Origin of the sequence: Streptomyces gamaensis (assembly GCF_042656465.1) — a bacterium.
Classification (GTDB): Bacteria; Actinomycetota; Actinomycetes; order Streptomycetales; family Streptomycetaceae; genus Streptomyces; species Streptomyces gamaensis.
Genome location: NZ_JBHSPB010000032.1, coordinates 1 through 25,103, shown reverse-complemented (window position 1 = coordinate 25,103; position 25,103 = coordinate 1). Strand labels below are relative to the sequence as shown.

The 25,103-nt window shown below is 70.9% G+C and carries 21 protein-coding genes and 2 pseudogenes; 8 read left to right on the top strand and 15 right to left on the bottom strand.

What is annotated here, in order from left to right; all coding sequences use genetic code 11:
• Positions 1–4 precede the first annotated feature (4 nt).
• Positions 5–2,926: an FAD-binding and (Fe-S)-binding domain-containing protein gene (locus ACFP1Z_RS31425; RefSeq protein ID WP_390321138.1), complete on the top strand. Its 2,922-nt coding sequence runs from the start codon at positions 5–7 to the stop codon at positions 2,924–2,926.
• 68 nt (positions 2,927–2,994) lie between these two features.
• Here ACFP1Z_RS31425 and ACFP1Z_RS31420 read toward each other — a convergent pair whose 3' ends face one another.
• Complete coding sequence (locus ACFP1Z_RS31420) at positions 2,995–3,657, bottom strand: GntR family transcriptional regulator (RefSeq protein WP_390321137.1); 663 nt, start codon at positions 3,655–3,657, stop codon at positions 2,995–2,997.
• 153 nt (positions 3,658–3,810) lie between these two features.
• On the opposite strand from ACFP1Z_RS31420, the gene ACFP1Z_RS31415 reads away from it, so the two are divergent.
• From ACFP1Z_RS31415 to ACFP1Z_RS31395, 5 genes and pseudogenes are all read left to right on the top strand, one after another.
• Positions 3,811–4,590 (top strand): (Fe-S)-binding protein, encoded by a 780-nt coding sequence (locus ACFP1Z_RS31415; RefSeq protein WP_390321136.1) that lies wholly within the window; start codon positions 3,811–3,813, stop codon positions 4,588–4,590.
• Positions 4,587–5,626, top strand: a pseudogene (locus ACFP1Z_RS31410) (4Fe-4S dicluster domain-containing protein). The gene ACFP1Z_RS31415 and the pseudogene ACFP1Z_RS31410 overlap by 4 nt, the downstream one beginning before the upstream one ends.
• Positions 5,623–6,258 carry a LutC/YkgG family protein gene (locus ACFP1Z_RS31405; protein WP_390321135.1) on the top strand — a complete coding sequence of 212 codons (636 nt, stop codon included), beginning with the start codon at positions 5,623–5,625 and terminating at the stop codon, positions 6,256–6,258. The pseudogene ACFP1Z_RS31410 and the gene ACFP1Z_RS31405 overlap by 4 nt, the downstream one beginning before the upstream one ends.
• 94 nt (positions 6,259–6,352) lie before the next feature.
• A complete protein-coding gene (locus tag ACFP1Z_RS31400) occupies positions 6,353–6,973 on the top strand; it encodes a hypothetical protein (RefSeq protein WP_390321134.1) in 621 nt (206 codons plus the stop codon).
• A 6-nt stretch (positions 6,974–6,979) separates the two neighbouring features.
• Positions 6,980–7,429, top strand: coding sequence for a WhiB family transcriptional regulator (locus tag ACFP1Z_RS31395; RefSeq protein ID WP_390321133.1), 450 nt, complete (start codon positions 6,980–6,982; stop codon positions 7,427–7,429).
• On the opposite strand, the gene ACFP1Z_RS31390 is transcribed toward ACFP1Z_RS31395, so the two are convergent.
• From ACFP1Z_RS31390 to aroA, 11 genes are all read right to left on the bottom strand, one after another.
• Positions 7,338–7,808: a universal stress protein gene (locus tag ACFP1Z_RS31390; protein WP_390321132.1), complete on the bottom strand. Its 471-nt coding sequence runs from the start codon at positions 7,806–7,808 to the stop codon at positions 7,338–7,340. The genes ACFP1Z_RS31395 and ACFP1Z_RS31390 overlap by 92 nt on opposite strands.
• 40 nt (positions 7,809–7,848) lie before the next feature.
• A complete protein-coding gene (locus ACFP1Z_RS31385) occupies positions 7,849–8,343 on the bottom strand; it encodes an LUD domain-containing protein (protein WP_390321131.1) in 495 nt (164 codons plus the stop codon).
• Between the two features lie 103 nt (positions 8,344–8,446).
• The gene (locus tag ACFP1Z_RS31380) at positions 8,447–9,196 is read right to left on the bottom strand and encodes a COG1470 family protein (protein WP_390321129.1); all 750 of its coding nucleotides are present in this window, start codon (positions 9,194–9,196) and stop codon (positions 8,447–8,449) included.
• Entirely contained in the window at positions 9,193–9,612 is a 420-nt protein-coding gene (locus ACFP1Z_RS31375) for a hypothetical protein (protein WP_390321128.1), read from the bottom strand. Before ACFP1Z_RS31375 ends, ACFP1Z_RS31380 begins: the two co-directional genes overlap by 4 nt.
• Positions 9,613–9,650: 38 nt before the next feature.
• Positions 9,651–10,811: an FUSC family protein gene (locus ACFP1Z_RS31370; protein ID WP_390321127.1), complete on the bottom strand. Its 1,161-nt coding sequence runs from the start codon at positions 10,809–10,811 to the stop codon at positions 9,651–9,653.
• Positions 10,812–10,865: 54 nt separating this feature from the next.
• Positions 10,866–12,578: a pyruvate dehydrogenase gene (locus ACFP1Z_RS31365; protein ID WP_390321173.1), complete on the bottom strand. Its 1,713-nt coding sequence runs from the start codon at positions 12,576–12,578 to the stop codon at positions 10,866–10,868.
• Between the two features lie 52 nt (positions 12,579–12,630).
• A complete protein-coding gene (fabF, locus tag ACFP1Z_RS31360) occupies positions 12,631–13,854 on the bottom strand; it encodes a beta-ketoacyl-ACP synthase II (RefSeq protein WP_390321172.1) in 1,224 nt (407 codons plus the stop codon).
• Between the two features lie 14 nt (positions 13,855–13,868).
• Positions 13,869–15,833, bottom strand: a complete 1,965-nt coding sequence (locus ACFP1Z_RS31355) for an oxidoreductase (RefSeq protein WP_390321126.1) — start codon at positions 15,831–15,833, stop codon at positions 13,869–13,871.
• Complete coding sequence (gene chcA / locus ACFP1Z_RS31350; protein ID WP_390321124.1) at positions 15,830–16,669, bottom strand: 1-cyclohexenylcarbonyl-CoA reductase; 840 nt, start codon at positions 16,667–16,669, stop codon at positions 15,830–15,832. The genes ACFP1Z_RS31355 and chcA overlap by 4 nt, the downstream gene beginning before the upstream one ends.
• Positions 16,669–17,820, bottom strand: a complete 1,152-nt coding sequence (locus tag ACFP1Z_RS31345) for an acyl-CoA dehydrogenase family protein (protein WP_390321123.1) — start codon at positions 17,818–17,820, stop codon at positions 16,669–16,671. Before ACFP1Z_RS31345 ends, chcA begins: the two co-directional genes overlap by 1 nt.
• A gap of 8 nt (positions 17,821–17,828) precedes the next feature.
• A complete protein-coding gene (gene aroA / locus ACFP1Z_RS31340; protein ID WP_390321122.1) occupies positions 17,829–20,834 on the bottom strand; it encodes a 3-phosphoshikimate 1-carboxyvinyltransferase in 3,006 nt (1,001 codons plus the stop codon).
• Positions 20,835–21,039: 205 nt separating this feature from the next.
• Here aroA and ACFP1Z_RS31335 point away from each other — a divergent pair, with 205 nt between their 5' ends.
• Positions 21,040–22,800, top strand: coding sequence for a helix-turn-helix domain-containing protein (locus ACFP1Z_RS31335; protein ID WP_390321121.1), 1,761 nt, complete (start codon positions 21,040–21,042; stop codon positions 22,798–22,800).
• Positions 22,801–22,829: 29 nt separating this feature from the next.
• Here ACFP1Z_RS31335 and ACFP1Z_RS31330 read toward each other — a convergent pair whose 3' ends face one another.
• Genes ACFP1Z_RS31330 through ACFP1Z_RS31320 form a run of 3 tightly spaced genes read right to left on the bottom strand, consistent with a single transcriptional unit; the run spans position 22,830 to position 23,890 of the window.
• Positions 22,830–23,432: a disulfide bond formation protein B gene (locus ACFP1Z_RS31330; protein WP_390321120.1), complete on the bottom strand. Its 603-nt coding sequence runs from the start codon at positions 23,430–23,432 to the stop codon at positions 22,830–22,832.
• Positions 23,433–23,443: 11 nt separating this feature from the next.
• A complete protein-coding gene (locus tag ACFP1Z_RS31325) occupies positions 23,444–23,602 on the bottom strand; it encodes a hypothetical protein (protein ID WP_390321119.1) in 159 nt (52 codons plus the stop codon).
• A 3-nt stretch (positions 23,603–23,605) separates the two neighbouring features.
• Entirely contained in the window at positions 23,606–23,890 is a 285-nt protein-coding gene (locus ACFP1Z_RS31320; protein ID WP_390321118.1) for a hypothetical protein, read from the bottom strand.
• A 356-nt stretch (positions 23,891–24,246) separates the two neighbouring features.
• Here ACFP1Z_RS31320 and ACFP1Z_RS31315 point away from each other — a divergent pair.
• A pseudogene (locus ACFP1Z_RS31315) lies at positions 24,247–24,586 on the top strand (ISKra4 family transposase); the annotation flags it as partial.
• Positions 24,587–25,103: the final 517 nt, after the last annotated feature.

Sequence of the window (25,103 nt, the reverse complement as noted above, 5' to 3'; positions counted from 1 at the left end):
AAGTATGCCCTTGCTGCAGCCCAGCCCTGAAAGGCTTCGTCCGGCGCCGGTCGGCCCGGCGGGTGACCGATTGCCCGATGAGCTCGCGGGTGGTACCCCGGAGCGGCTGCGGGACGATCTGATCCGGCTGATGGGAGAGGGCAAGGTTCTGCACCATGTGTCGGACCTGGTCAAGTACGCCTCCGACGCCAGCCCTTATCGGTTCGTCCCGCAGGTCGTGGTGATCGCGGAGACCGTCGACGACATATCAAAGCTGTTCGCCTACGCGCACGAGCACGGCCGCAAGGTGGTGTTCCGGGCAGGTGGCACGTCGTTGAACGGTCAGTCGCAGGCCGAGGACATCCTGGTGGACGTACGGCGGCACTGGACGGGGGTGGAGGTGCTCGACGGCGGTGCTCGCGCCCGTATCGCCCCTGGCACCACCATCGTCAAGGCGAACATCGCGCTGTCGCGGCACGGCCGCATCCTGGGTCCGGACCCGGCCAGCGCGCGTGCCGCCGCGATCGGCGGCACGGTCGCCAACAACGCCTGCGGCATGACCGCGGGCACCACGCGCAACTCGTACAAGACCCTGGACGCGGCCACCCTGGTGCTGCCGTCGGGCACCGTCGTCGACACGGGCGCTCCGGACGCCGACGAGAAGCTGTGGGCGGCCGAGCCGCGGCTGTGCGAGCAGTTGACAGCGCTCAAGGCCGAGGTCGAGGCCGACCCGGAGCTGGTCGCCCGCATCCGCAAGAAGTACTCCATCAAGAACACCAACGGCTACCGGCTCGACGCGCTGCTCGACGGCGCGACCCCGGCGCAGATGCTGCGCGGGCTGGCCGTCGGCTCCGAGGGGACGCTGGGCTTCATCGCCGACACCGTCTTCAGAACCCTCCCGCTGGAACGGTTCACCTGCACCGGGCTGCTGTTCTTCCCGACGCTGGAGGCAGCCGCGGCGGCGGTGCCCTTGTTCAACGAGGCCGGCGCGCGTGCCGTGGAGGTGATGGACGGCAGCACCCTGCACGCCTGCTCGGAGATGGACGGCGTCCCGGACGACTGGGCCCGCGTGCCGCGCGAAGTCACCGCGCTGCTGGTGGAGTTCCGCGCCTCCGGCGAGGAAGGCCGGAGCCGGCATGCCGAGGCGGCGTCCCAGGTCATGGCAGGGCTCGACCTGGTGTCCCCGGTGCCGTCGATCACGAACGAGTTCGTCACCGACGCCAAGACGATCACCATGTACTGGCACGCCCGAGAGGCGGTGGCGGCCGTGGTCGGCGCTGCCCGTCCCTCGGGCACCACCATGATCGGCGAGGACTTCGCGGTGCCGCCGGAGCACCTGGCCGATGCCGTGGTACTGCTGCAGGACCTGCTGACCCGCTACGGCTTCGATGCGGCCGTGGCCGGCCATGCCGCGCACGGCAACCTGCACTTCCTGCTGGTCTTCGACCCCTCCGAACCAACGGAGGTCGAGCGCTACGCGGCCTTCATGGACGCGTTCTGCCACATGGTGGTCGAGCGCTTCGACGGCTCGCTCAAGGCCGAGCACGCCACCGGCCGCAACATCGCCCCCTTCCTGGAACTGGAATGGGGTCCGCGCGCCACCGAGGTCATGTGGCGGATCAAGGAGATCATCGACCCGCACCGGGTACTCGGTCCGGGAGTGATACTCACCCGCGACCCGCGCGCGCATCTGAAGGGTCTCAAGACCATCCCGACGGTGGAGGAGATCGCCGACAGGTGCATCGAGTGCGGATTCTGCGAGCCGGTCTGCCCGAGCCACGATCTGACCAGTTCCCCTCGCCAACGCATCGTGCTGCGCCGCGAGATGATGCGCCAGGGCGAGCCGTCCCCCGTGCAGGACAAGCTGGTCGAGACCTACGGGTACGACGCCGTGGACACCTGCGCCGGTGACTCGACCTGCAAGATCGCCTGCCCGGTGGGCATCGACACCGGCGCGTACATGAAGGCGTTCCGACATCAGCGGCACAGCGAGCGGGAGGAACGCACCGCCGAGCGCGTGGCCGAGCACTTCGGCACGGTGGAAACCGTCGCCCGCATCGGGCTGGGCGCGGCCGCCGCGACCCCGGATGCGGTGCTGAGCGCCTCGACCAGGCTCGCCCGCAGGGCGATACGGCCGGACCTGGTGCCGGAGTGGCTGTCGGAGATCCCGACCGCCGCGCCGAAGCGGCTGCCGGTCACCGACGAACAGCTCGCGGTCGCGGTGTACTACGTGGCCTGCGTCAACCGGATGTTCGACTCCCCGGACGGCGTCGGCTCACTGCCGGAAGCGATCGTCCAGTTGTCGGCCCGGGCCGGCAAGCCCGTGTGGATCCCGACGGACATGAAGGGCTCCTGCTGCGCCACCATCTGGCACTCGAAGGGCTACGAGGACGGCAACGCCCTGATGGCGAACCGCATGGTGGAACTGGCGTGGGAATGGACCGGACACGGCAGGTTGCCGCTGATCGTGGACGCGTCCTCGTGCACGCTCGGCATCGCGGCCGAGGTGGTGCCCTACCTGACCGAGGAGAATCTGGCCAGGCACCGGCAGCTGACGGTGGTCGACTCCATCGTGTGGGCGGCGCGAGAGCTGCTGCCGCACCTTGAGATCACGCACAGGATCGACGCGGCCGTGCTGCACCCGACGTGCTCGATGCGGCATCTGAAGGACGTGGACGCCCTGGAGGAGATCGCCCGGGCGTGCGCGCGCGAGGTGGACACACCGGTGTACGCGGAGTGCTGTGGCTTCGCCGGCGACCGGGGCATGCTGCACCGGGAACTGACGGAGACCGCGACCCGGCTCGCATCACAGGAGGTCGCCTCCCGCGATTACGACGCGCACTTGTGCGCCAACCGGACCTGCGAGATCGGTATGGAACACGCTACCGGCAAGCCGTACCACTCGGCGCTGATCGAGCTGGAACGCGCCACCCGACCGCGCCCCTGACGTTCCGGGTGTCCGACCCGTGTGGCCGCTCGCGGGGTGGGGCCGAAGACCTCACCCCGCGGGTGGGGTCAGCTCGGGGGTGCGGGGAGGCGGAGGTCGGTGCTGCTGAGGCCGAGGCGGCGGAGGATGCCGCTGATGTGCTCCTGAAGGAGGGCGCGGGCGGTGTGGGCATCGCCCTCCTGGAGGGCGCGGGCGATCCGGTGGTGTTCCTCGATGTCCTCGGCGGCGTGTTCGGGGCCCGTGAGGGAGGCTTCCGCCAGGCGTCTCTGCTGGTCCCACAGGGAAGCGTAGATCCCGCCGACGACCGAGTTGCCCGCCGCCGACAGAAGACGGGAATGGAAGTCCCGGGCGGCCTCGACCGTGCCGCCACCGGCAGAGGGCGGGCCGGCGTCCGCCGCCGCCAGCTCCCCGCCCAGCTCCTTCAGCGCCTCTTCCCCGCGGGCGGTGACCGTGTCCAGCGCGTACGTCTCCAGCAGCAGCCGGGTCTCCATGATCTCCCGGCCCGCGCTCAGACTCACCGGCACCACCAGCGCACCGCGCTTGGGGTACAGCCGCAGGAATCCCTCGGACTGCAGACGCAGGAACGCCTCCCGCACCGGGGTGCGCGACACACCCAGCTCCGCCGCCACAGCCCCCTCCGACAGCAGGGCACCCCCCGCATAAGTGCCGTCCAGAAGCTGCGTCTTGACGTGCTCGTAGGCCCGGTCGGCCGCTGGTGTTCCCCTGCTCATCCCCTCATTATGCCGTCTCCGCCTTACACGCCCGCAACAACAGATACAAACTTGCATCCATAACGCCACCCCACCGGACCGGCCGCATCCGGACGCCTCTCCCGTCCTCGCATGTATGCTTGCATGCAAGGATCCACGCCAGAGAAGGACGCCATGCGCACCGCACTCTTCGTGACATGTCTCAATGACGCGCTCTATCCCCGGAGCGGGCAGGCCACCGTCGCCCTGCTCCGCCGGCTCGGCGTAGAGGTGGACTTTCCCCGGGAGCAGAGCTGCTGCGGGCAGATGCACTACAACACCGGATACCGGGCCGAGACCGCCAGGCTCGCCCGCCACTTCGTGAAGGCCTTCGAGGGCTACGACGAGATCGTCGTGCCGTCCGCCTCGTGCGGCGGCATGCCCTCCGAGTCGTACACGGTCGCCGCGGAGTCCGTGGGCGACGCGGGTCTGCTCAGGGACGTGCGTGAGCTCGCGCCCCGGGTGTACGAGCTGACCACCTATCTCACCGACAAGCTCGGCAAGGAGGACGTGAGTGCCTTCTTCCCGCACCGCGTCACCTATCACCCGACCTGTCACAGTCTGCGGGCGGGTGCTCTGGGGGATCGCCCGTACCGACTGTTGCGGGCCGTCAAGGGGATCGACTTCGTCGAGCTGCCGGCCCAGGAGGAGTGCTGCGGCTTCGGCGGCACCTTCTCGGTGAAGAACGGGGCGGTGTCCGGGGCCATGAACGGGGACAAGGCCCGGCACGTGCTGGAGACCGGCGCTCATGTGCTGGCCGCCGTCGACAACTCGTGCCTGATGAACATCGGCGGCCGCCTCGCCAAGGACGGCCACCCGGTCCGGACCATGCACCTGGTCGAGATCCTGGCCAGGACGGAAGCGGACGGTCCCATGGACGGCATCCCGGTGGTACAGGCAGGAGCGGCCCGATGAGCAAGACCTTCGTCAACTGGCCCACGTTTCCCGAGGCAGCCGTGGGGGCGACCGCGGACGGGCAGTTGCGTGCCAATGTGCGCCGTGCGACGCACACCATCCGCGGCAAGCGGGCCCAGCTGGTCGCCGAGCGGCCGGACTGGCAGGACCTCAGGGACACGGCGGCCGCGCTCAAGGACGAGGTGCTGGGCCACCTCGACACCTACCTGGAGCAGCTGGAGGACAAGGTGACCGCGGCAGGCGGCACGGTCCACTGGGCAGCCGACGCCGCCGAGGCCAACCGGATCATCACCCGCCTGGTCCACGAGACCGGCGAGACGGAGATCGTCAAGGTCAAGTCGATGCTCACCGAGGAGATCGGCCTCGACCAGGCGCTGGAGGAAGCCGGGATCAGCGCCCGCGAGACCGATCTCGCCGCGACCATCGTGCAGTTGGGCGACGATCTGCCCTCGCACACGGGGACGGGCCGCGCGCCTTCCACCTGGTCCTCGTCGACAACGGCCGTACCCGCGCGCTCGCCGACCCCGTCGGCCGGCAGGCCCTGCGCTGCATCCGCTGCGGCGCCTGCATGAACATCTGCCCCGTCTACGAGCGCACCGGCGGCCACGCGTACGGCTCGGTCTACCCCGGCCCGATCGGCGCCATCCTCAACCCCCTGCTCAAGGGCCCCGACGACCCCCAGACCGCCTCCCTGCCCTACGCGTCCTCGCTGTGCGGAGCGTGCAACGAGGTCTGCCCGGTCAGGATCCGCTTCACCGACGTACTCCTCAAGTTGCGCTCCGACGTCGCCGAGGGCGACGCGAAGGTCCAACACCCGGCGGAGCGCGTGGCGTTGAAGGCGGTCGAGACCGTCATGGAGCACAACCCCATGTGGAACGCGGCCATCAAGGCAGCCGGCAAAGTCGGGGCGGCGGTGCCCAGGAAGATGAGGATGCCCGGCCCCCTGCACGGCTGGACCGGCAGCCGCCTCATTCCCGACATCCCCAAGGAGTCCTTCCGCAGTTGGTGGAAGCGCACGGACGGAGGCACGAAATGAGCTCCCGCGACACCGTTCTGGCGCGCATCCGCGCGGCCATCGCCGATCTGCCGCCGGACCCGGTGCCCATTCCGCGCACATATCTGCGGCACGCCCCCGGAGTTGCCGACGGCGACCGCGCGGCCGTCGTGGCGCTGATGGCCGAGCGACTGGACGAGTACGGCGCGCGGGTGCGCCGGGTCGACGCGCGGGAACTCCCGGCGGCGGTCGCGGACGCACTCGACGCCCAGGGAGCGCGATCCGCCGTCGTACCCGAGGGCTTCCCGCGGGAGTGGCTGGCGCGGTGGTCCGGACAGCTGCGACCGGACAGCCCGCCTCTCCCTGATGCCGAACTCGACGCCATTGACGCCGTGGTGACGACCAGTGCGGCCGGCATCGCCGAGTCCGGCACGATCGTGCTCGACGGCGGACCCGGCCAAGGGCGGCGTGCCCCCACGCTGCTGCCCGACATCCACGTCTGTGTTCTCCGCGAGGACCGGATCGCCTCGGGCCTGCCGGAGGTCATCGGCGAGCTCGACCCGCGCCGGCCGCTGACCTGGTTCGCCGGGCCCTCGGCCACCGCGGACATCGAGATGATCCGCGTCCAGGGCGTCCACGGCCCGCGCCGGCTCACCGTGCTCATCACCCGCTGACGGCACCCGACGGGCACGGGCCCCGGTCGAGGAACCCCCGAAGACCCGCCCGTGCCCGCGGCCTTGCCGTGCTACCGAAGGAGCCCCCAAGCCCATGCACCCGCACCACGGCCTGCTCGACCGCATCCACGCAGTCCTGTCCGGCTACTGCCCGGACACGCGCGCCGAGGACAGCAGTGTGCGTCGCGGCCCCGCGTCCGTGGCACCGACAGGCGCCGACCGGCTCATCGCCTGTATGCGGGAATCCAGCACCACGGTCCACCGCGTCTCCCGGAAGGGTCTGCCTGCCGCCATCGCCGGCACGCTCAACCGGTACAAGGCCGAACGCGTGGCCGTTCCCGAGGACATGCCGGCGCAATGGCTGAGCGCTCTGCCGGACAGTGTGGCCGTGCTCCGCGACGAAGCGCCTCTGTCTCCTCATCAGCGCGACGTCGTCCATGCGCACATCACCACCTGCCGGCTGTCCGCGGCTCCCGCCGGAGGCGTCGCCGTGGACTGCGGCTCCGACCGCCACGGCGATGTCCTGGACCACCCTGCCGGCCACCACGTGTGCGTCCTGTGCGCCCCGGACGACCTCGCCGCCGAACTCGGCGAACTCGCCCCCGCATGGCCGATGGTATGGATCACGCGCCCCTTCACCACGGCGAGCGTCGAGCCCACCCGCGACCGGAGAACTCCCGCCTCACGGACCCTCGACGTCATTCTCGTCAGCTGAACCGCTATGGAGTGCCGGGACATGGCCCATCTCACCCCCGCACCGGAGCCCGGCCGTCGTCCGCGCCTTCCCGAGAATCCGGCGTGGGCCGCGCAGTGGCAGGACAACGCCGCCTGCGCCGGCACCGACGGCGAGGTGTTCTTCGCCAAACAACGCGGCCAGGAAAAGGACATCGCGACCGCGAAGGCGATATGTGCCGACTGCCCGGTCCGCAGGCAATGCCTCGACCATGCCCGGTCCCTTCCCGAAACGTTCGGCATATGGGGCGGCATGACCGCCTACGAACGCGGGTGGGACGGATTCGGCAAACGCCGCCGGCCCGAGCTCCGGCCCCAGCCGGAGCCGGACGGGCACCACCGCCCATTCACTGACAGCCCGTCAGGCCGCCATGGTGCGGCACCACGAGGACGGGACAGCGAGCGTGCCTCAGGCACACGCGAGCCACCCGCCGGCTGAACGCACCGCGCACCGGGCCCGCCGGCCGGATCCCCACGACGAGCAGGTCTCCCTGGTCATCGGCGTGCTGGAGCAGGACGTGAGCCGGGTGTCCGCGCACCGCCACCAGGACCGCGGAGAGATCGTCCCGAACGGAGCCCAGGGCCTTGGCGCACGCCTCGCGCAGGACGGCTGTGGCGGCGGCGCGCTGCGCCACGAGCAGATCCAGGGTGCCGATGGAATGGGGACCGGAACGGCAGGTCTCTCCCGCGCCATACGCGGCGACCACATGCAGTTCGGCCCGATGGCGGCGGGCTTCCCCCGCGGCACGGCGCAGGGCGGCCAATTGCTCCGGGCGCCCGCCCGCACCGACGATCACCCGCTTGACAACGGATTCCATGGACCTCTCCCGTACCGGGCCGGGGTGGCGGCGGCCGTGTTCACACCCGGTCGTCCACGACGATGACGTCAAGGGACCGCCGGCCGTACAGGACACCGTCCGAGGGCGCCGTGATCCACATGACCGACCGCTTCGAGGTGAAGGCGAAGAAGGCTCCGGAGAGCGTGTCCACGATCTGCGAGGCACGCACCACGCACACATGGCGCTCCGGTATCAGGCTCAGCACCCTTCTGCCCTGGCCGGGCCCGCCGTCCAGGGCGACGGCGCCGCTGGTGGCCACCGCCAGCGCGCAGGCCGTCAGAGAGATGTGGGCCGCTTCCAACTGGTGCAGGGTGAGCGGCGGGTCGTCGCGCAGGACGACGGTGTCCGCCGGAAGGTCGTCGAGCCACGTCTCCGGCAGGACGGCGGGGACGGCGACACTTTTCGCCCGGTAGGAGTTCATGACGTGGGCGATAGTGGCGGACAGGTGCTGTGGTCCGGTGCGGTGGCCCTTCCCTCCGTGCAGGTTGCCGAGGAAGCGGTCGACATCGGTCACGTGGTCGAACGGCTCGCATCGTGCGGGAGCCTTGCTCTTGTGGCGGATTCTCACTGGGATCCGGCCCTCCGTTCTGTTACGGCAATCCCGTTGATGCCCGGGGTCATGGGTTTCCTCCGAGGGGTGACAGCCACACGGCGACTCCGGCCAGGGCGGCCAGCAGCAGGGCCAGAGCTGTCTTGCAGGCCGCTGCCGTCATCAGGGCCGGGCGCCGGGTGAAGAGGAACGCGGCCGTCCCGGCCGTGCCCTCCGCCGCCTGTGCCGCGATATCGATGTTCCAGCTCCCGCAGGCGGCTGCCGTGGTCCGCCCGACCACGCGCAGCAGTACCCTGACGCGCGCCTTCTGCCCGGGGCGGAGGACGAGTTCGGAACAGCCCAGCCGTGCCGTGAGGGGCGCCTTCCCGTCTTCCGGAGCAGCACACAGCCTCAGGTCGACGTCGGTGTTCCCGGTGTTCCGGAAGGTGATGAGGTTGCTTGCAAAGAACCTTCCGCTCACCCGGGGCCGGTCCGTCTCGATATGGAGGTCCCGGAATGCCTCCACCTCGATCTGTGCCTCGGGGATCGCCACATGCCCGCTGGCCGCCGAGACGACCTTGACCGCGAACACCAGCCTCCCCGGCTTGAGTTCGCTGCCGCGCGGCACCGGTACCGGGATCCGGATCCGTTCGCCGTTCCCCGGAGGGACCGCCAGCTGTCCGAGCTCCTTCTGGGTCCACTGCTCCGGGAGCCCCAGCATCGTCAAGGTGTAGACATCCACGTCCCGGCCCTCGTTGCGCACCGTCAGGGCGGCGGTGAAGGTCTCACCGGGCCGTACGGAGCCGGGCGGTGCGGACAGTTCGGCGCGGAAGGTCATCGCCACCACCATCCGATCGACAAGGCGGTGGCGCTCGCCACCGGGAGCGCGGTCCACAGCACGTACCACAGCACGCCGCGCTGCCGTATCACCGGTCGCTCGGGCCGTCGTGCGCGCAGTCGCCTGCACCACGTCAGCGGGTTCCACAGCCCGGCGGACCGCAGCGGAGCACCGCAGGTCCAGCAGAAGGTACGGGTATCGGGGTTGTCCCAACGGCACGTCGGACAGCCGATGATGCCCGGTATGTCCTCGTGCGGCGGCTCCTTGCCCGCCCGGGTGCGTCCTTCCGGCCCCTCGGCGAGAAAGGCATCGGGCACGCGCGCGAAGGCGGGTGTCGTCCCGGCGTCCGGCCGGGTCACGCGGTCCCGTCCCGCGCAGGCGTCGCAGAGGCCGCAGCCCACCTCCTCGTCGCACACGGGGAATCCGTGCTCACAGGCCCTGTGGCCCTGGTCCCTCACCGGGACCGCCCCTCCGAGGGCTCGCACGTGCCATCGGCAGCCGCCGCACTCCCCCGGTCCTCCACGCGATCGACAGCCACCGCGCATTCCCGGTCCTCCAGCGGCCGTTCCCCGCCGGCTGCCGGAGCCGCCGGCCGTGTGCCGCTCGGCAGACCGTGGCTCGCGACATCGGGCCGGGGCCCGTGCGGCCACAGCACGTACCCGAAGATCACCGCCAGGAGGCAGGCCAGAGCGGTGTCCAGCAGACGGGCGGAGAACAGTGGTCCGCCTCCCTCCGACACCGGCCGCACCAGCCCCAGGATCACCACCGTGATCAGAGCGGTGTGCAGTGCGTACGACAGCTCCGTCAGCTTGGGGGTGAGCGCTCCGACCAGGGCCGCCACCAGGACGAGTGCCCAGCCGTCCGGCACCGTGGCCACCAACGCCAGGGAGATCCCCAGGCCCAGTACGGTGCCGAAGAACCGGCTCCCCGCCCGCCGCAGCAAGCAGGGATCGTCGACCCGGAAGACCATCGCGGTGGTCAGCGGCAGCCAGAACGAGTGTTCCGGATGCAGGGCCAGCGCGACTCCCCCCGCGACACCCATGCACCCCGCCTGCCGGATGCTGCGCACCCACCGCCACCGGCACACGCCCGTGACCCGGGCGTTCCCGTCCGGCTCGGGGACACGCACCGCGCACGCGGCGGCCACGGCCATCACCGCCATGGGCAGACAGCCGAGCAAGTAGTCGGCGGCGCACGACCAGGCGGGCAGTGCGCCCTCGACCCCGCAGCCGATGGCGGCCATGACCGTCAGAGCCAGCCCGGCCACCTGTCCGGTCGCCCCGAAACCGGTGAGCAGGCCTGCCACCAGGCCCGATACGGCCAGCGTCACGATCTGGCCCCACGCACTGTCGTGGAACTGACAGCCCAGGAGGACACCTGCGGCACCCGCCGCCATGACGGCGGCCAGCCGCGCGAAACGTTCTCGGTGGGGGCCGCTGTGGTCGGCGTTGATGCCCCATATGGCCCCCGCGACGCAGACGAGGCCCGCGACGGGGTCCAGCCGGGGAGCGATACCAAGGGCGCACGCGAGCGTGACGGCACCGCGGACGGTGCGGCCCAGGGGTATATGACGGTCTGTGGCGCGCAGGGCGCGGGACAGCGATGATGCGAACACGGGGGATGGTGATCCTTTGTCTTTCCAGGGTGAGCGAGTGGGGCGAGAACGCCCCTACAGACCGGGTATGTTGCGCAGGTTGCTCCGTGCCAGCTCGATCATCTTGCCGACGCCTCCCCCCAGCGCGACCTTGCCGGCGGCCAGCGCGAATCCCCGGACCATGTCGCCGGTGACCCTGGGCGGAATGGACAGGGCGTTGGGGTCGGTGATCACCTCGACCAGCTCCGGGCCGGGCCGGGACAGTGCCTCGGCCAGCGCGCGGCCCACCTCGCTGGGCTGCTCCACCCTGGTGGCGCGGATGCCGCAGGCGGTGGCGATCGCGCTGAAGTCCACCCGGGCGTGATCGGTGGCGTGATCGGGCAGGCCGTCCACGAGCATCTCCAGCTTGACCATGCCCAGGGAGGCGTTGTTGTACAGCACCACCTTCACCGGGATGTCCTGGGCGGACACGGTGAGCAGGTCCCCCATCAGCATGGCCAGACCGCCGTCGCCGGAGAGGGACACCACCTGACGTCCGGGCTCGGCCAGCTGCGCGCCGATGGCCTGCGGCAGCGCGTTGGCCATGCTGCCGTGCCGGAACGAACCGATCACCCGGCGGCGGCCGTTGGGCGTCAGATACCGGGCGGCCCACACATTGCACATCCCGGTGTCGACGGTGAACACGGCGTCGTCGGCCGCGAGTTCGTCCAGTACGGCGGTGACGTACTCGGGATGGATGGGTGTCTGGTGCTCGATCTTGGTGGTGTAGGCGCCGACGACCTTCTCCAGCCGGTGGGCGTGCTCGCGCAGCATCCCGTCCAGGAACTGTCGGTTGCGGCCCGGCCGGAGCAGCGGCAGCACGGCCTTGACGGTCTCCTTGACGTCCCCGTGCACGGCGAGGTCCAACGCGGTGCGGCGGCCCAGCCGGGCCGGGTCGATGTCCACCTGCACCGTGCGTGCCTGCGGCAGGAAACCGTCGTACGGGAAGTCGGTGCCCAGCAGCACGATCCGGTCGGCACGGTGCATCGCGTCATGGCAGGCGCCATAGCCCAGCAGTCCGCTCATTCCGACGTCGAAGGGGTTCTCGTACTGGATCCACTCCTTGCCGCCCAGTGAATGCCCGACCGGCGCGGCCAGCCGCTCGGCCAGCTCCATGACCTCGGCGTGCGCGCCCCGGCAGCCGGCACCGCAGAACAGCATGACCTTCTCGCCGGAGTTCAGCAGCTGGGCGAGCTCCTCGATCCGGTCGGAGGTCGGCACCACCGGCGACGGAGGCACCAAAGCGATCGGCCCGGAGCCGGGCGCGACGGCCTTCCTGTGCGAGACATCGCCGGGAAGGGCCAGTACGGACACGCCGCCGCGTCCGACCGCGGTCTGCATGGCGATGCGCAACAGCCGTGGCATCTGCTCGGGTTGGGAGACCAGCTCGCTGAAGTGGCTGCACTCGCGGAAGAGTTCCTCCGGGTGGGTCTCCTGGAAGAATCCGGTGCCGATCTGGGGGGACGGGATGTGCGAGGCGATCGCCAGTACCGGGGCGCCGCTGCGGTGCGCGTCGTAGAGGCCGTTGATCAGGTGGAGGTTGCCCGGCCCGCTGCTCCCCGCGCACACCGCGAGCCGCCCGGTCACCTGTGCCTCGGCGGCGGCGGCGAACGCCGCCGTCTCCTCGTGCCGGACGTGCACCCAGTCGATGTCCTCGGTGCGCCGGACCGCGTCCACCACCGGGTTGAGGCTGTCCCCCACGATGCCGTAGATCCGTCGCACACCGGAATCCCGGAGTATGCGCACCATCTGCTCGGCGACGTTGTCCACTTGGTTCTCCTCTGTTCGTTGTGGGTGCGGGTCACAGCGCCTTGAGCACGGCCACGCAGTTCTGTCCGCCGAAGCCGAAGGCGTTGACGACCGCCGCTCGCACCCGGATTCCGCGCGCGGTGTGGGGCACGTAGTCGAGGTCGCATTCCTCGCCCGGCCTGTCGAGATTGATCGTGGGCGGCACGAGGCCGTCCCGCATCGCGAGCGCGCCGACCATGGCGGAGAGGGTTCCGGCGGCGCCGATGAGGTGGCCGGTCATCGACTTGGGCGAGCTGACCGCGAGGTGGTAGGCGTGTCCGCCGTACACCTGGCGGATGGCCCGGGTCTCCAGCAGGTCGTTGACACGTGTGCCGGTGCCGTGGGCGCAGATGCAGTCGACGTCGTCCGCCGCCACGCCGGCGGCGTCCAGGGCCTGTTCCATCGCTGTGGCGGCCCCGGCTCCGCTGGGGTCCGGTGCGCTGACATGGAACGCGTCCGAGGTGAGGGCTCCTCCGGCGACCTCCGCGTAGGCCCGTGCTCCGCGCGCCCTCGCGTGCTCCGCCGACTCCATGACGCAGACGACGGATCCCTCGCCGAAGACGAATCCCTCACGGTCGGCGTCGAAGGGGCGACTGGCGCGCGAGGGTTCGTCGTTGCGCCGGGAGAGGACACCCATGGCACACAGGCCGGCGAACATCACCGGAGTGATCGCCGCGTCCGTGCCGCCGGCCACGACCACGTCGGCCTCCCCGGAAAGGATCAACCGCCGCGCCTCCAGCAGGGCGTGGACGCCGCTGGCACAGGCCAGTGCGCCGGCGGTCACCGGACCGCGGGCGCCGATGTCGATAGCGACCTCGCAGGCGGCCATGTTGGGGATGACGGAGGAGACGAAATAGGCGCTGACTCCGCGCGGCACGGTGCGCATGGCCACGGCGCTCGCCTCGACGCGGTCCATCCCGGCCACGGCGCTGTTGAGGACGACGCCCACCCGCCGGGCGTCGATGCCGTCGTCCCCGAGGGCCAGCCCCGCGTCGTCGCACGCCTCCCGGGCGGCCGCCACCGCCAGTTGGGAGAAGCGGGCCGAACGCCGCTCCCGCTTGCGGTCGAGCAGGGCGGCGGGGTCGAAGTCCTCGACCTCGGCGGCGATACGCGTCGGCAGGCCGGAGGCGTCGAAACGGGTGATCGGGCCGACCCCGGTCCTGCCCGCGAGCAGGGCCCGCCAGGTGCTCTCCCGGTCGTTGCCCACGGGGGTGACAGCCCCGAAACCGGTCACCACGATCTGCCTGCTGCTCAGCACGGTGCTCCTCCTGCGATCCGGTATGCGGCGCGCAGCCCTTCGGCCGTGGCGCGCGCCGCGTTCAGTCCCTCGGTTCCGGCGGCTCCGCCCGCGGCCACGAACCGGATCCCGGCGCGGCGCAGTGCGGCCGAGACGTCGAGTTCGCGTTCCTGCCCCGCTGCCAGCACCACGGTGTCCGCGGCGATGTGCCGCTCGGTGCCCTCGGCGTCCGTGATCCGCACCCCGTCGCGGGTGATCTCCCGGTAGCGGACCCCAGTGAGCATCCGGACCCGGCGGGCGCGCAGTTCGCAGAGGGCCACCCAGCGGGTGCTGGGGCCGATTCCGGCGCCGATCCGTTCACCGCGCCGCAACAGCGTCACCTCGCGACCGGTGGTGCCGTCGGCGGTGAGCAGCCGGGCGAGGTCCACCGCGATCGCCCCGCCGCCGATGACCGCGACGCGCCGGCCGAGGGTCTCCGGGGCGGTGAACGCGTGGGGGTAGCCGATGACATGGCGCAGTGGCGTTCCCGGCAGTTCCGGACGTACGTCCAGAACGCCGGTGGCCAGGACCACGCCGTCCGACGCCGCGAGTGACGGGAGGTCGCTCGTTGCGACGCGGTGGCCGAGCCGCAGTTCCACTCCCAGGTCGGCGAGTTGGCGCACACGTCGGCGTACGGTCTCGGCGAACTCCTCCTTGCCGGGGACCCGGGCGGCGAGGTTCAGCTGTCCGCCGGGCCGGTCGGCGGCCTCGTACAACTGGACGTGATGCCCGAACCCGGCCAGCGTGCGCGCCGCTTCCAGGCCGGCGGGGCCGGCGCCGATGACCGTGTAGCGGCCCGTGCGGCCGACGGTCCTGAGCGGAAACTCCGTTTCGTGGCCCGCGCGGGGGTTGACCAGGCATGAGACGCGCTCCTGGCCGAAGGAGCGGTCGATGCACGCCTGGTTGCAGGCGAGGCACTGTTCCACTGTCGCGGCTCTGCCCGCACGGGACTTGGCGACGATGGCGGGGTCGGCGAGGAAGGGGCGGGCCATGGCGACGAAGTCCGCGGCGCCGCTCGCGAGGGCCTCGTCGGCCTCGGCGAGCCGGGTGAACCGGTGGGAGGCGATGACCGGTGTGCTCCCGTGGCCGCCGTCGCGCAGGGCCTGCCCGATGTTCCGTGCGTACGTCAGCCACGCTCCCGCGGGTACCTCGGACTGGACCGTGGGCACGGGGGACTCGTGCCAGCCGACGCAGACGGAGAGGGCGTCGGCCCCCGCGTCCGCCAGGGCCACGGCGAGCGCGGCGGCCTCGTCCGCGGGTGTGCCTCCGTCGACGAGGTCGGCGGCCGACATGCGGAACAGCACGGGGAAGCCGTCGCCGACCGCGGCCCGCACGGCCCGCACGGCCGCGACGGGAGCCCGGCGGCGGCGTACGGCGTCCCCTCCCCACGCGTCGTCCCGCACATTGGTGACGGGCGCGGTGAACTGGTTGAGGAGGTATCCCTGGGCCCCCATCAACTCGACCGCGTCGAAGCCGAGTTCTTGTGCCAGACGGGCGCCGGCCGCGAAATCGGCGAGGGTTTCCGCTATCTGCCCGGAGGTCATCTCCCGCGGCGTGCCACGGGTGAACCGGCTGTACACGGCGGACGGCGCGAGGGCGTTCGCGGCGGGCGCGTACCGGCCCGCGTGGAACAGTTGCAGGGCGATGCGGCCGCCCGCCGCGTGCACGGCACGGGCGGCCCTGCCCAGCGCCGCCCGGTGCGCCGGGTCGGTGAGCAGCGCGTAGCCGGGGCCGCCCGCCCCGGCCCGGTTGACCGCGGCGCCGCCGGTGACGATCAACGCAGCGCCGCCGCGCGCCCGTTCCGCGTAGAAGGCGGCCAGGGCGGCCCCGCCGTCGTCCAGTGTCTCCAGGTTGAGGTGCATGGCACCCATCAGGAGCCGGTGCGGCAGCCGCAGGGTGCCGAGGGAACCGGGCCTGAAGACGTGGCCGTACCTGGTCACCGGGGTGCCCGGTCGTCGTCCCGGGTGGGCCGCGGCGGCAGGGCGAGGGCGGATCCCGCGTCGGCGTGGAAGGGCGGTGCGGTGATGCTGAGCCCGCCGTCGACCACCAGCGTCTGACCGGTGATGTAGTCCGCGCCGGGGCCCAGCAGGAAGGCGATGGCATCGGCCATCTCCTGGACGGTGCCGGCCCGGCCCAGCGGAATGCGGTCGAAGACGGTCCGCATCGGCGGCATGCCCTCAATGCCGTAGAAGAACCTCAGCGAATCGGAGTCGATGAGGCCGCCGTTGACCGCGTTGACGCTGATGCCGTACGGGGCGAACTCCACGGCCATGGAGCGCACCCAGGATTCGACGGCGGCTTTCATGGCGCCGAGTGCGGCATATCCGGGGAAGGCCCGCAGGGAGCCGTAGGAGGACAGGCCGACGATCCGCCCGCCCCTGTCCATGAGTTTCACCGCCTCTTGGGCCCCGAGGACGAAAGGGCGCACATTCATGGCGAACGAGCGGTCGAGATGGTGGGCCCGCAGATCGACGATGTTCTTGAAGGCGCTGGCAGCGGCGTTGGAGACGAAGTGGTCCAGGCGGCCGCAGCGCTCGGCGACCGCGTCGAAGAGCGCGGTGACGCCCTCGGTGGTCTCGATGTCGGCGGCGACGGCGAAGCCCCGGCCGCCGGCCTCATGGATGCGCTCCACCGTCTCGTGGGCAAGGCCCGTGTTCTTGCGGCAGTTGACGACGACGGTGCCGCCCTGCCTGGCCAGTGTCAGGGCCAGGGCCCGGCCGATGCCACGCGAGGAGCCGGTGATCAGGGTGACCTTGGCCGAGGAACCGTGCGTCATCAACGGAGCCCCCTTTCCTGGTACTCGGCCCGGTTCAGCAGCTCACGGAAGACCACGGCCTTCTGCGCCTCGTTGGTGCCTTCCTCGAAGCGCTGGGCCCTGGCGTCCCGGTAGACGCGCTCCATGGCCCCGGGCTTCCAGTAGCCGAGGCCGCCGTGGATCTGGAGCGCCTTGTCGGTGACCTTGGTGAGCATGGTCACGGCGTGCATCTTCGCCATGGACGAGAGCATCGGGGCGTCGTCACCGCCGCGCTGGAAGCGGCACGCGGCGTGCAGGACGAGCTGTCGGGCGGCCTCGATGTCGGCGGCGTTGTCGGCCAGCATGAACTGGACCACCTGCCGTTCGAGGAGCGGTTTGCCGAAGGTGACGCGCTGCCGTGCGTGGTCGAGGGCCAACTGCTGGGCCCGCTGGGCGAGTCCCACACAACTCATGGCGACCGAGATGCGGGAGGGGGTGAGGAACCCGCCGAGGCACACCTCCAGGCCGTCTCCTTCCTCCCCCAGCCGGTTCGCCACCGGTACGGGGGTGCGGTCGAAGGTGAGCGAGGCGTGGTCGGTGCCGGTGACCCCCATGGTGCGCGAGGTGTCCTCGACGGTCAGTCCACGGGCATGGCGCGGCACCATCAGGGCGAGGGTGCCCTCGTGGCCCGTGGTGCCTTCGAGGCGGGCCGCCACCAGGTAGTAGTCGCAGCGCACGCCGAAGGTGATCAGGTGCTTGCGGCCGGTGAGGACGTAGGTGTCACCGTCCCGGACCACGGAGGCGGTGATGTCGGCGCCGGAGCCGTTGCCGGGCTCGGTGAGGGCGAACGCGACCTTGATGTCACCGGTGACCGACGGGATGACGAAACGCTCGCGCTGCTCCTGGTCGGCGTGACCGTCCAGGCAGCGCCAGATGCCGTTGACCACGTGGACGATCATCCGTATCGAGCCGTGCGAGCGGGAGAAGATCTCCATCAGCTCCATCCAGCGTGCGAAGCCCACTCCGTGGCCGCCGTACTCGACCGGGGCGGACACCCGCAGGAATCCGAGGCCGTTCAGCTCCTGCCACAGCTCGTCGGGGACTTCTCCCGTCTCCTCGATGCGCTCGGCCCAGCGCTCGCCGGGGCCTGTCACCCAGCGCTCGGCCCGCGTACGGAGTTCGTCGAATCGCATGAGGCGGATCACCGTGTTCCCTTCTGCTGCATGGACTGCCGGCTCCTCCGGACGGGGTGCGGGCGAAGCCCGCGGGCGCGCTCGCGCAGCGCGAACTTCTCGACCTTGCCGATCGGGTTGCGCGGCAGCGCGTCGACGGGCTCCAGCCGTTCCGGCCAGTACTGCTTGGCGAGACGGCGCTCCTCCAGGTACCGCTGCATCCCGGCGAACGAGAGCTGCGTGCCGAGGACGACGAAGGCGCAGGCACGCTCGCCCAGGCGCCGGTCCGGCATGGCGACGACCGCGACGTCCTCGACGGCCGGGTGCTCGAAGAGCAGTTGTTCCACCTCGGCCACCGGGATCTTCTCGCCGCCCCGGTTGATGATGTCCTTGACCCGTCCGGTGACGCACAGGAAGCCGGCCGCGTCCATCGTCGCCAGGTCGCCGGTGCGGTACCAGCCGTCCTCGGTGAAGGCGTCCGCGGTCAGCTCCGGGCGGTCGAGATATCCGGTGAACAGGGTCGGCGAACGGACTTCGAGACAGCCTTGGAGGCCGGGGGGCAGGAGGCGCCCGCCGTCGGTGATCCGCAACTCCACTCCGTCCAGGGCGCGGCCATCGGTGCCGCTGCGCCGGGCGGGCTCGTCGCCGGGTGCGGACAGCGCGGCCAGACAGGTCTCCGTGGTGCCGAACGCGCCGCACACGGCGGCTTGCAGCACCCGGCCGGCCCGTGCGGCGAGGCCGCGTGGCACGGTGGCCCCGGTGGCCACGAAGATCCGCAGCCGGCGCGGGGTCCGGCCGCTGTCCTTGACGGCTTTGACGAGGTCGGCCAGGAAGGGGGTGGCGGCCTGCACGAAGGTCGCGCCGTGCTCGTCGAGGGCGCGCAGCGCCCGCTCGGTCTCCCATTCGCCCTGCAGGATCTGCGGTACGCCGAGCACCAGGGCGAGCACCATCCCGTAGAGGAAGCCGGTCTGGTGGGCCAGTGGCGAGGGCACCCAGACGGTGTCCTGCGCGCCGAGTCCCAGGTGCCGGATCTCCATGGCGGCCGCCCGGACGAGGTGTCCGGACGAGTGGACGACGCCCTTGGGCTCCCCGGTGGTGCCCGAGGTGAACAGCAGCTGGGCGGTGGACTCGGGGGTGGGCTCGCACGCGGCGAGCGCATCCTGGTCGATCGCGGTGTCGGCGAGCGCCTGCTCCCAGTCGTGCCAGGTCAGGTCCGCTGTCGGCACGGGGATCCCGGCGGGGCCGACGTCCTCGGGCAGGACGTACACCTGGCTCAGCCGACCGCGCTCCCGAGCGGGCATCTGCGCCAGCTCCTCGGCCGGGCGGCGAGTGCCGTGGCGGTCCGTGACGAAGAGCACGCGCGCGCCGGACTGCCGTAGCACCTGGGCGAGTTCACGTTCCCGGAGAAAGGGCATCACGGGGCAGCACACGGCGCCGATGCGCAGCACGGCCAGCGAAATGACCACGAATTCGGCCCGGTTGGGCAGCTGATAGGCGACGTTGTCGCCTGCGGTGACCCCGGACCGCAGCAGCATTGTCGCTGTACGGTCGACTCGTTCGGCCAGTTCGCGCCAGGTCAGGCGGTCGTCGCGCCCGGCACGCAGCTCGACCAGGGCGAGGCCGTCGGGGCGGTCGGCGGCCCTGCGTCGTAGCCACTGGGGGAGGGTGCTCCTCGCGGCGTGGTCCGGGTTGTGGATGGGGCGGCGGTCATGGGACCGCGTGCGCCGTGCGATCGATTCGTTCTCCGTCGAGACCGACAGGCCGAGCGAGTTCATAGCGGTGACGAACGCCGGGTACGACGTGCGGTGGGCACGCGGATAGGTGAGCGTGGAGCAGCCGCTCGCCGCGGTGGCCGCCACCGCGAGGGCCATCTGGATGCGGTGGTCGTTGAACGAGGAGAGCCGGGCTCCGCGCAGCCGGCCCGTACCCCGGACCCGCAGCGTGCTGCCGCTCAGATCGAGGTCGCCGCCCATCGCGTTGAGCTGGAGCATCGCGGCGGCCCGGTCGGACTCCTTGAGACGTGTGTGGGCGACGTTGCGGAAGACGGACTCGCCGGTGGCGAAGGTGGCCATCGTGGCCAGGACCGGCAGCATGTCGGGCATGTCGCGGCAGTCGACGTCCACGGCCTTCAGCGGGGATCCGTCGTGGCGGACGCGCAGCCCGCCCTCCTCCGGGGTCATGGGTACGCCCATGCGGCGGGCGACGTCCAGGAAGTGGAACTCGGGGTGGTCACCGGAGCCGCCCTCGGCCCGGTCCATGCCGCGCAGCAGCACATCGGAGCGGTGGAGCGCGGCGGCGGCGATACCGAACGCCGCAGACCCTATGTCCGGGGGCAGCGTCAGGTCGGTGGCGACGGCCTGTTGACCCGGCTCGACATCGAAGCGGCGCCAGTCGTCGGCCACCCGCACCCGCAGTCCGAACCGCCGCATCATCGCGACGGTCAGTTCGAGGTAGGGCCGCTCGTTCAGCTGGCCCGTGACCTCGATGGTGGTGGGCCCGGTGGCGAAGGGAGCGAGCAGCAGTAGTCCGGAGATCCACTGCGAGAGGGTCCCGGGGACCCGCACCCGTCCGCCGCACGGCCGGTGGGCCTCCACCCGGATAGGCGTGCGGTTCTCCTCGGCGTCCAGGCGCACCCCCATCCGCCGCAGGGCTTCCAGCTGCGGGCCCATCGGGCGGCGGCGGAAGTACTTCTGCCCGTTGATGGTCACCGGCCTGTCGGCGAGCGAGGCCAGTCCGGTCATGAAGTAGAGAGTGGTGCCGGAGTTCCCGGCGGACAGCGCGGTGCGTCTGGCGGGGTAGTGGCCGCCCGTACCGTGCACGACGTAGCAGTCGTCCTTGATACGGATGCCGACCCCAAGGCCGCGCAGCAGGGTCACGGTGTAGCGGATCTGCCGGTTCTCCGAGACCCCTCGTATTCGACTGGTGCCGTCCGCCAGTGAGGCGAGCACGAGGGCGCGGTGGGCGTGGTACTTGGACGGGGGAACGGGGATCTCGCCGGCCAGTGGCTGCCGGGTCCCGTTGACGAGCAGGTGCATGTCGCGACGTCCTGATCGGGAGAGTCGGGGGTGCCGGGCTCACAACGGCGGGAGGCCCGGTGCGATGCGCGGCACGCCTGGGCAGAACAGGGCCGCACACCCTCACATGGAATCTTGCATGCAACAATACACACAAGACAAGTAATGTCGACAAGCATAGATGCATGTGTCCTGGGTCATGCATCCACGCAGAAAAGGGGTGCTCATGTCGCCGTCATGGCTCGACCTGCTCGTCGAAGGCGCTCCGTTGACCGCCTTCGACCGGCATCGTGACGCGCTGCTCCGAGCGGGAGCGCCTCCCGAGGACGTCGGACGACAGGCGGAGACCGCGCTGCGTCTCAGGGATCTCCTCGGGCAACAGCGCCGCAGCGCGGTCGAGTCGCGCCAACTCAGCGAAGCGGCCGCCCACTTGGCCGGCATACGCCGTACGGACACCCTTCTCCCCGAGGTGAGCCGCTGGGCACGGCTGCTGCTGGGCGCCGACCTCGCCTACATCGGACTGCTGCGGGACGGGGAGTTCGTACTGGCCGCCGAACACGGGGCGGCCAGTACGCGTCTGCACGGCCTGCACATGCCCGCGACAGCGGGTCTGGGCGGCCTCGTCGTCGGCCAGGGCGCTCCGGTCTCGATCAGCAGCTACGGCATGGAGAACGGGTTCGCCCACTTCCCCGCCGCCGACGCGACCATGGCGGAAGAAGGCATCCGCGCGGTGCTGGGCGTCCCGCTGATCTCGCACCGCCGCTCTCTCGGAGCCCTCTTCGTCTGCAGGCGGACGGAACACCCCTTCACCGGGCCGGAGACGAGTCTGCTCTCGGCCTTCGCCTCACATGCCGCCACCGCGATCGACACCGCGCACAGCGTCGAGCGGTACCGGCACGACGCCGAACACCTTCGTACCGCCAACACGGAGCTGACGCGGACACTGCTGTGGAACCGGCAACTGGCCGACATGGTGCTGAGCGGCTGCGACACGCACGACCTCATACGCGAAATCGCCGCACAGACGACCGGAGACGTGCACTTCACCGATGCGGACCCGGACCTCGGCACGGGGCCCGGCGAGGGGACGGCGGACGGGGCCCGGCCCACGCAGGCCGTTGTCTCGGGAGGTCTCCTGCGCGGTGCGCTGATCGTCACCGGCAGCGAGGACACGGAACGGGACCGGGCCCTGCTCGAACAGGCGGCGCCCTTCTTCGCGCTCGCCCTGGCCGGTGAGGAGGCCGTCGCCCCGGGGGCCGGGCCCGCCAGGGACATCCTGCTGATCGATCTCCTGACCCGGCCGGACCGCGGTTCCGCCGACGCGAACCGACGGATGCGCAGCACCGGCCTGGACCCGGACGCCCCGTACTGCGTCGTCGTCGCCATGCCGGAAGCGGGGCATCGACGGGCACCGGGACACCCCCACGCGCTGGGCCTGCCGCCGGGCACAGTGGCGGCCCGGCACGGCGACCGGCTCATCGCCGTGGCCCCGGCCACCAGCCCCGAGTCGTTGCTCGGCGCATGGGGCGAGCGCGACAGGCCCGAGGCGACGCTCGGCATCGCCGGGCCCGGTACCGGCCCCCGGGAACTGGCCGGCTGCTACCACGACGCCGAACAAACCGCGCGGGCCCTGATGTCCCTGGGGCGGACCGGCGAAGCCGCGACCTCCGGCCAGCTCGGGCTCTACCGGGTGCTGCTCAGCCACGCGGGACGGCGGGAACTCCAGGCCCAGTTCGCACAGATGCTGGGGACCGTCGTCGAGGAGCAGCGACGACGGCACATCCCTCTGCTGGAGACCCTCCGGAGCTATCTCGAACACGGCTGCAGAGCCGCGCCGACCGCCCGCGCGCTCGTCATCCATGTCAACACCCTCTACCAGAGGCTCGAAGTCCTGGACCGGCTCCTGGGGCCCGACTGGCGGGAACCTCCGCGCTCGGTGGACCTGCTGCTGCTCCTGCACATCCACCACCCGGCCCACCCGGCCTGACACCGGTCGCCGTACGCCCCCCTGGCGCACTACCCCAAGAGCTCGCGCCACAGCTGGTAGCTGTCGGGGTTGCCCGGGAGCAACGGGTGGACTCCCTGCTCCATCACGACACTGACCAGATTCGCCGCCAGGAACGCACCGAAGATCCACACGGTGGCCCGCGACGCGGTCCCGTACGTGACCGCCCCGGGGGTGAACTCCCGGGAGAACAACAGCATCACGGAGGCTGCCAGGGTGGCCACCATGAAGGTGATCCACGCCCAGGTGTAGGTGTGCAGCCCCAGCACCGCGCTGCCGTAACCCGGGTCGTTCACGTGCAACAGAATGTGCCGGGCCGAGATGAACGAGGCGAGCAGGCTCACCAGTACGGAGAATCCGTAACCGGTGACGATGTCGGCCCCGGTGACCCTGCCGGTGCGCGCCCTGAGAATGACCCACATCGGCCCCATCGCGGACAGCATCATGCCGTAGCGCTGCAGCATGCACAGCGGACACGGGAACTCGTTCAGTCCGAACTGCATGACGAAGCCGCCGAACAATACTCCGCAGATGCCGAGTACATACACGTGGGGAAAGAAGAATCCGAACTTGCTCAGCCCGTCACCCCGTTGTTCCGACGCGTAAGCAGCCATGTCTGTTCTCCTCAGAAGCCGAGCTGGAAACCGGTGTGGGAATGGACCAGGAATGCGACCATCATCGACAGGGCCGCGGCACAGCCGAGCCCGACGAGCACCTGGCGTTCGGGCCGCCCGACCAGAGCGGCGAACAGCGCCGAGATCAGCGCCATGGTGACGATCTCCATGGGTCAGCCCTCCTCGCCGACGGCACGACTCCGCACAGCGCCCAGGGCCCGCATGCCGAGGGTGGCCCCGCGCAGCGTGCCGAAGTAGAGCACCGCGACCACCACCGCGACCACCAGCGACGGCACGAGCTCCACCGGCCAGGGCACCAGGCCGCTCCGGTGCGCCGCCTCGGCACGCTCGGCCGCGTCCGCGGCACGGGCCAGGACGGACGAGGAGACAACGCACCACAGTTCGGCGAGCAGCAGCACATCGATCAGCACGGCGGCCACCCGCCGACGGCGGCTCACGCTCGGGACGTCATTCGGGAAAGTTCTTGCTCCGTTCATGTCTGCGAGGCTATGGAGCACTTCCGGAAGTCACCATGTGCGGACCGTCTACTGATTGCCCAGGCTGGTGGACGATCACTACGTGAAAACGATCTTCACATGCTGTCACCCCTCGCCCGGAGCCCGACCATCCGATCCCCGGGGAACCGGGCGAGCCCCTCCGGCATCAGGCCGATGCACAGGAAGGGCAAGCCAGCGATGACCCGTAACCGTTCCTACCCGCATACCGCCACCCTGGCGCGCAGGTGGTCGACGAACAGGTCGAGGCCGTCCAGAGACGAATGCCGAGGTGCTGGCCGAGCTGATGCCGCAGGACGGAAGGCGGGGTGCGGCCCTCGCGCGAGACGGGTCATGTCCGGTGGCCGGCCTGCGTGTTGGGGCTCGTCCGTGTGCGCCGGGTCGCTTACCGGGGGCCCGGCGTGCCCAACATCCATCCCTCTGACCAACTGCTCTCCCTGCCCTCCGGGCCGACACTCCATGGGCCTGCGGCCCCCAGCGGTCGCCGGAGCCGTTCGCGGCCCTTACGACCAGGCCATGGCAGCGGTCGAGCACCGCTGCGGAAGGGTGCTCGGCGATCGGCGGCTCGAAGAGCTCGTCCGCTCGGCGGCCGTGGACATCGGCGCCTTCTGCCGGGCGAGGATTCCCGTTCCGTGCAGCGCAGTGACCAGCACCCGGTCCGCCCCGGGCCGACGGCCCGGAACAAGTAGCCCCGAGGCCGAAACCTGGGCCGCCGACCGCCTGACCGCAGTCTGCCTCCAGTCAGCAACAGGTACGACACAAGGCGCGGCCGAGCGTCGGCGGCTGTGACGGCCTTGTCGCCGGCTGCGGCAGCCGTGGCGGCGTGCGGGCGCGGTCGCGAGGTCAGAGACATCCCGGTTCGCCCGTGGCAATGGACCGGGCCAAGGATCGTTCCAGCAGTTCCAGAAAATTGCGCAGGTCGTCTGCCACCCCGTCGAGTTCGGGCTCGTCCAGCGATGCTGTCCGGGTCCGGTGCCCTCGCTCATGGCGTCGAGAGGCCGAACCGGCAGTACGGTGGAAACGCATCGGCCCCCCGTTATGTTCTTCGCGGTCCTGCAAGAGGGCCGCTGGCCTCCGGGCCCGGCATGGCTGTTCCCCCCTGTCGAACCGATGACCTGGGGGGTGGTGCCACCGGGCCCGAGAGGCGCCGTTGGAG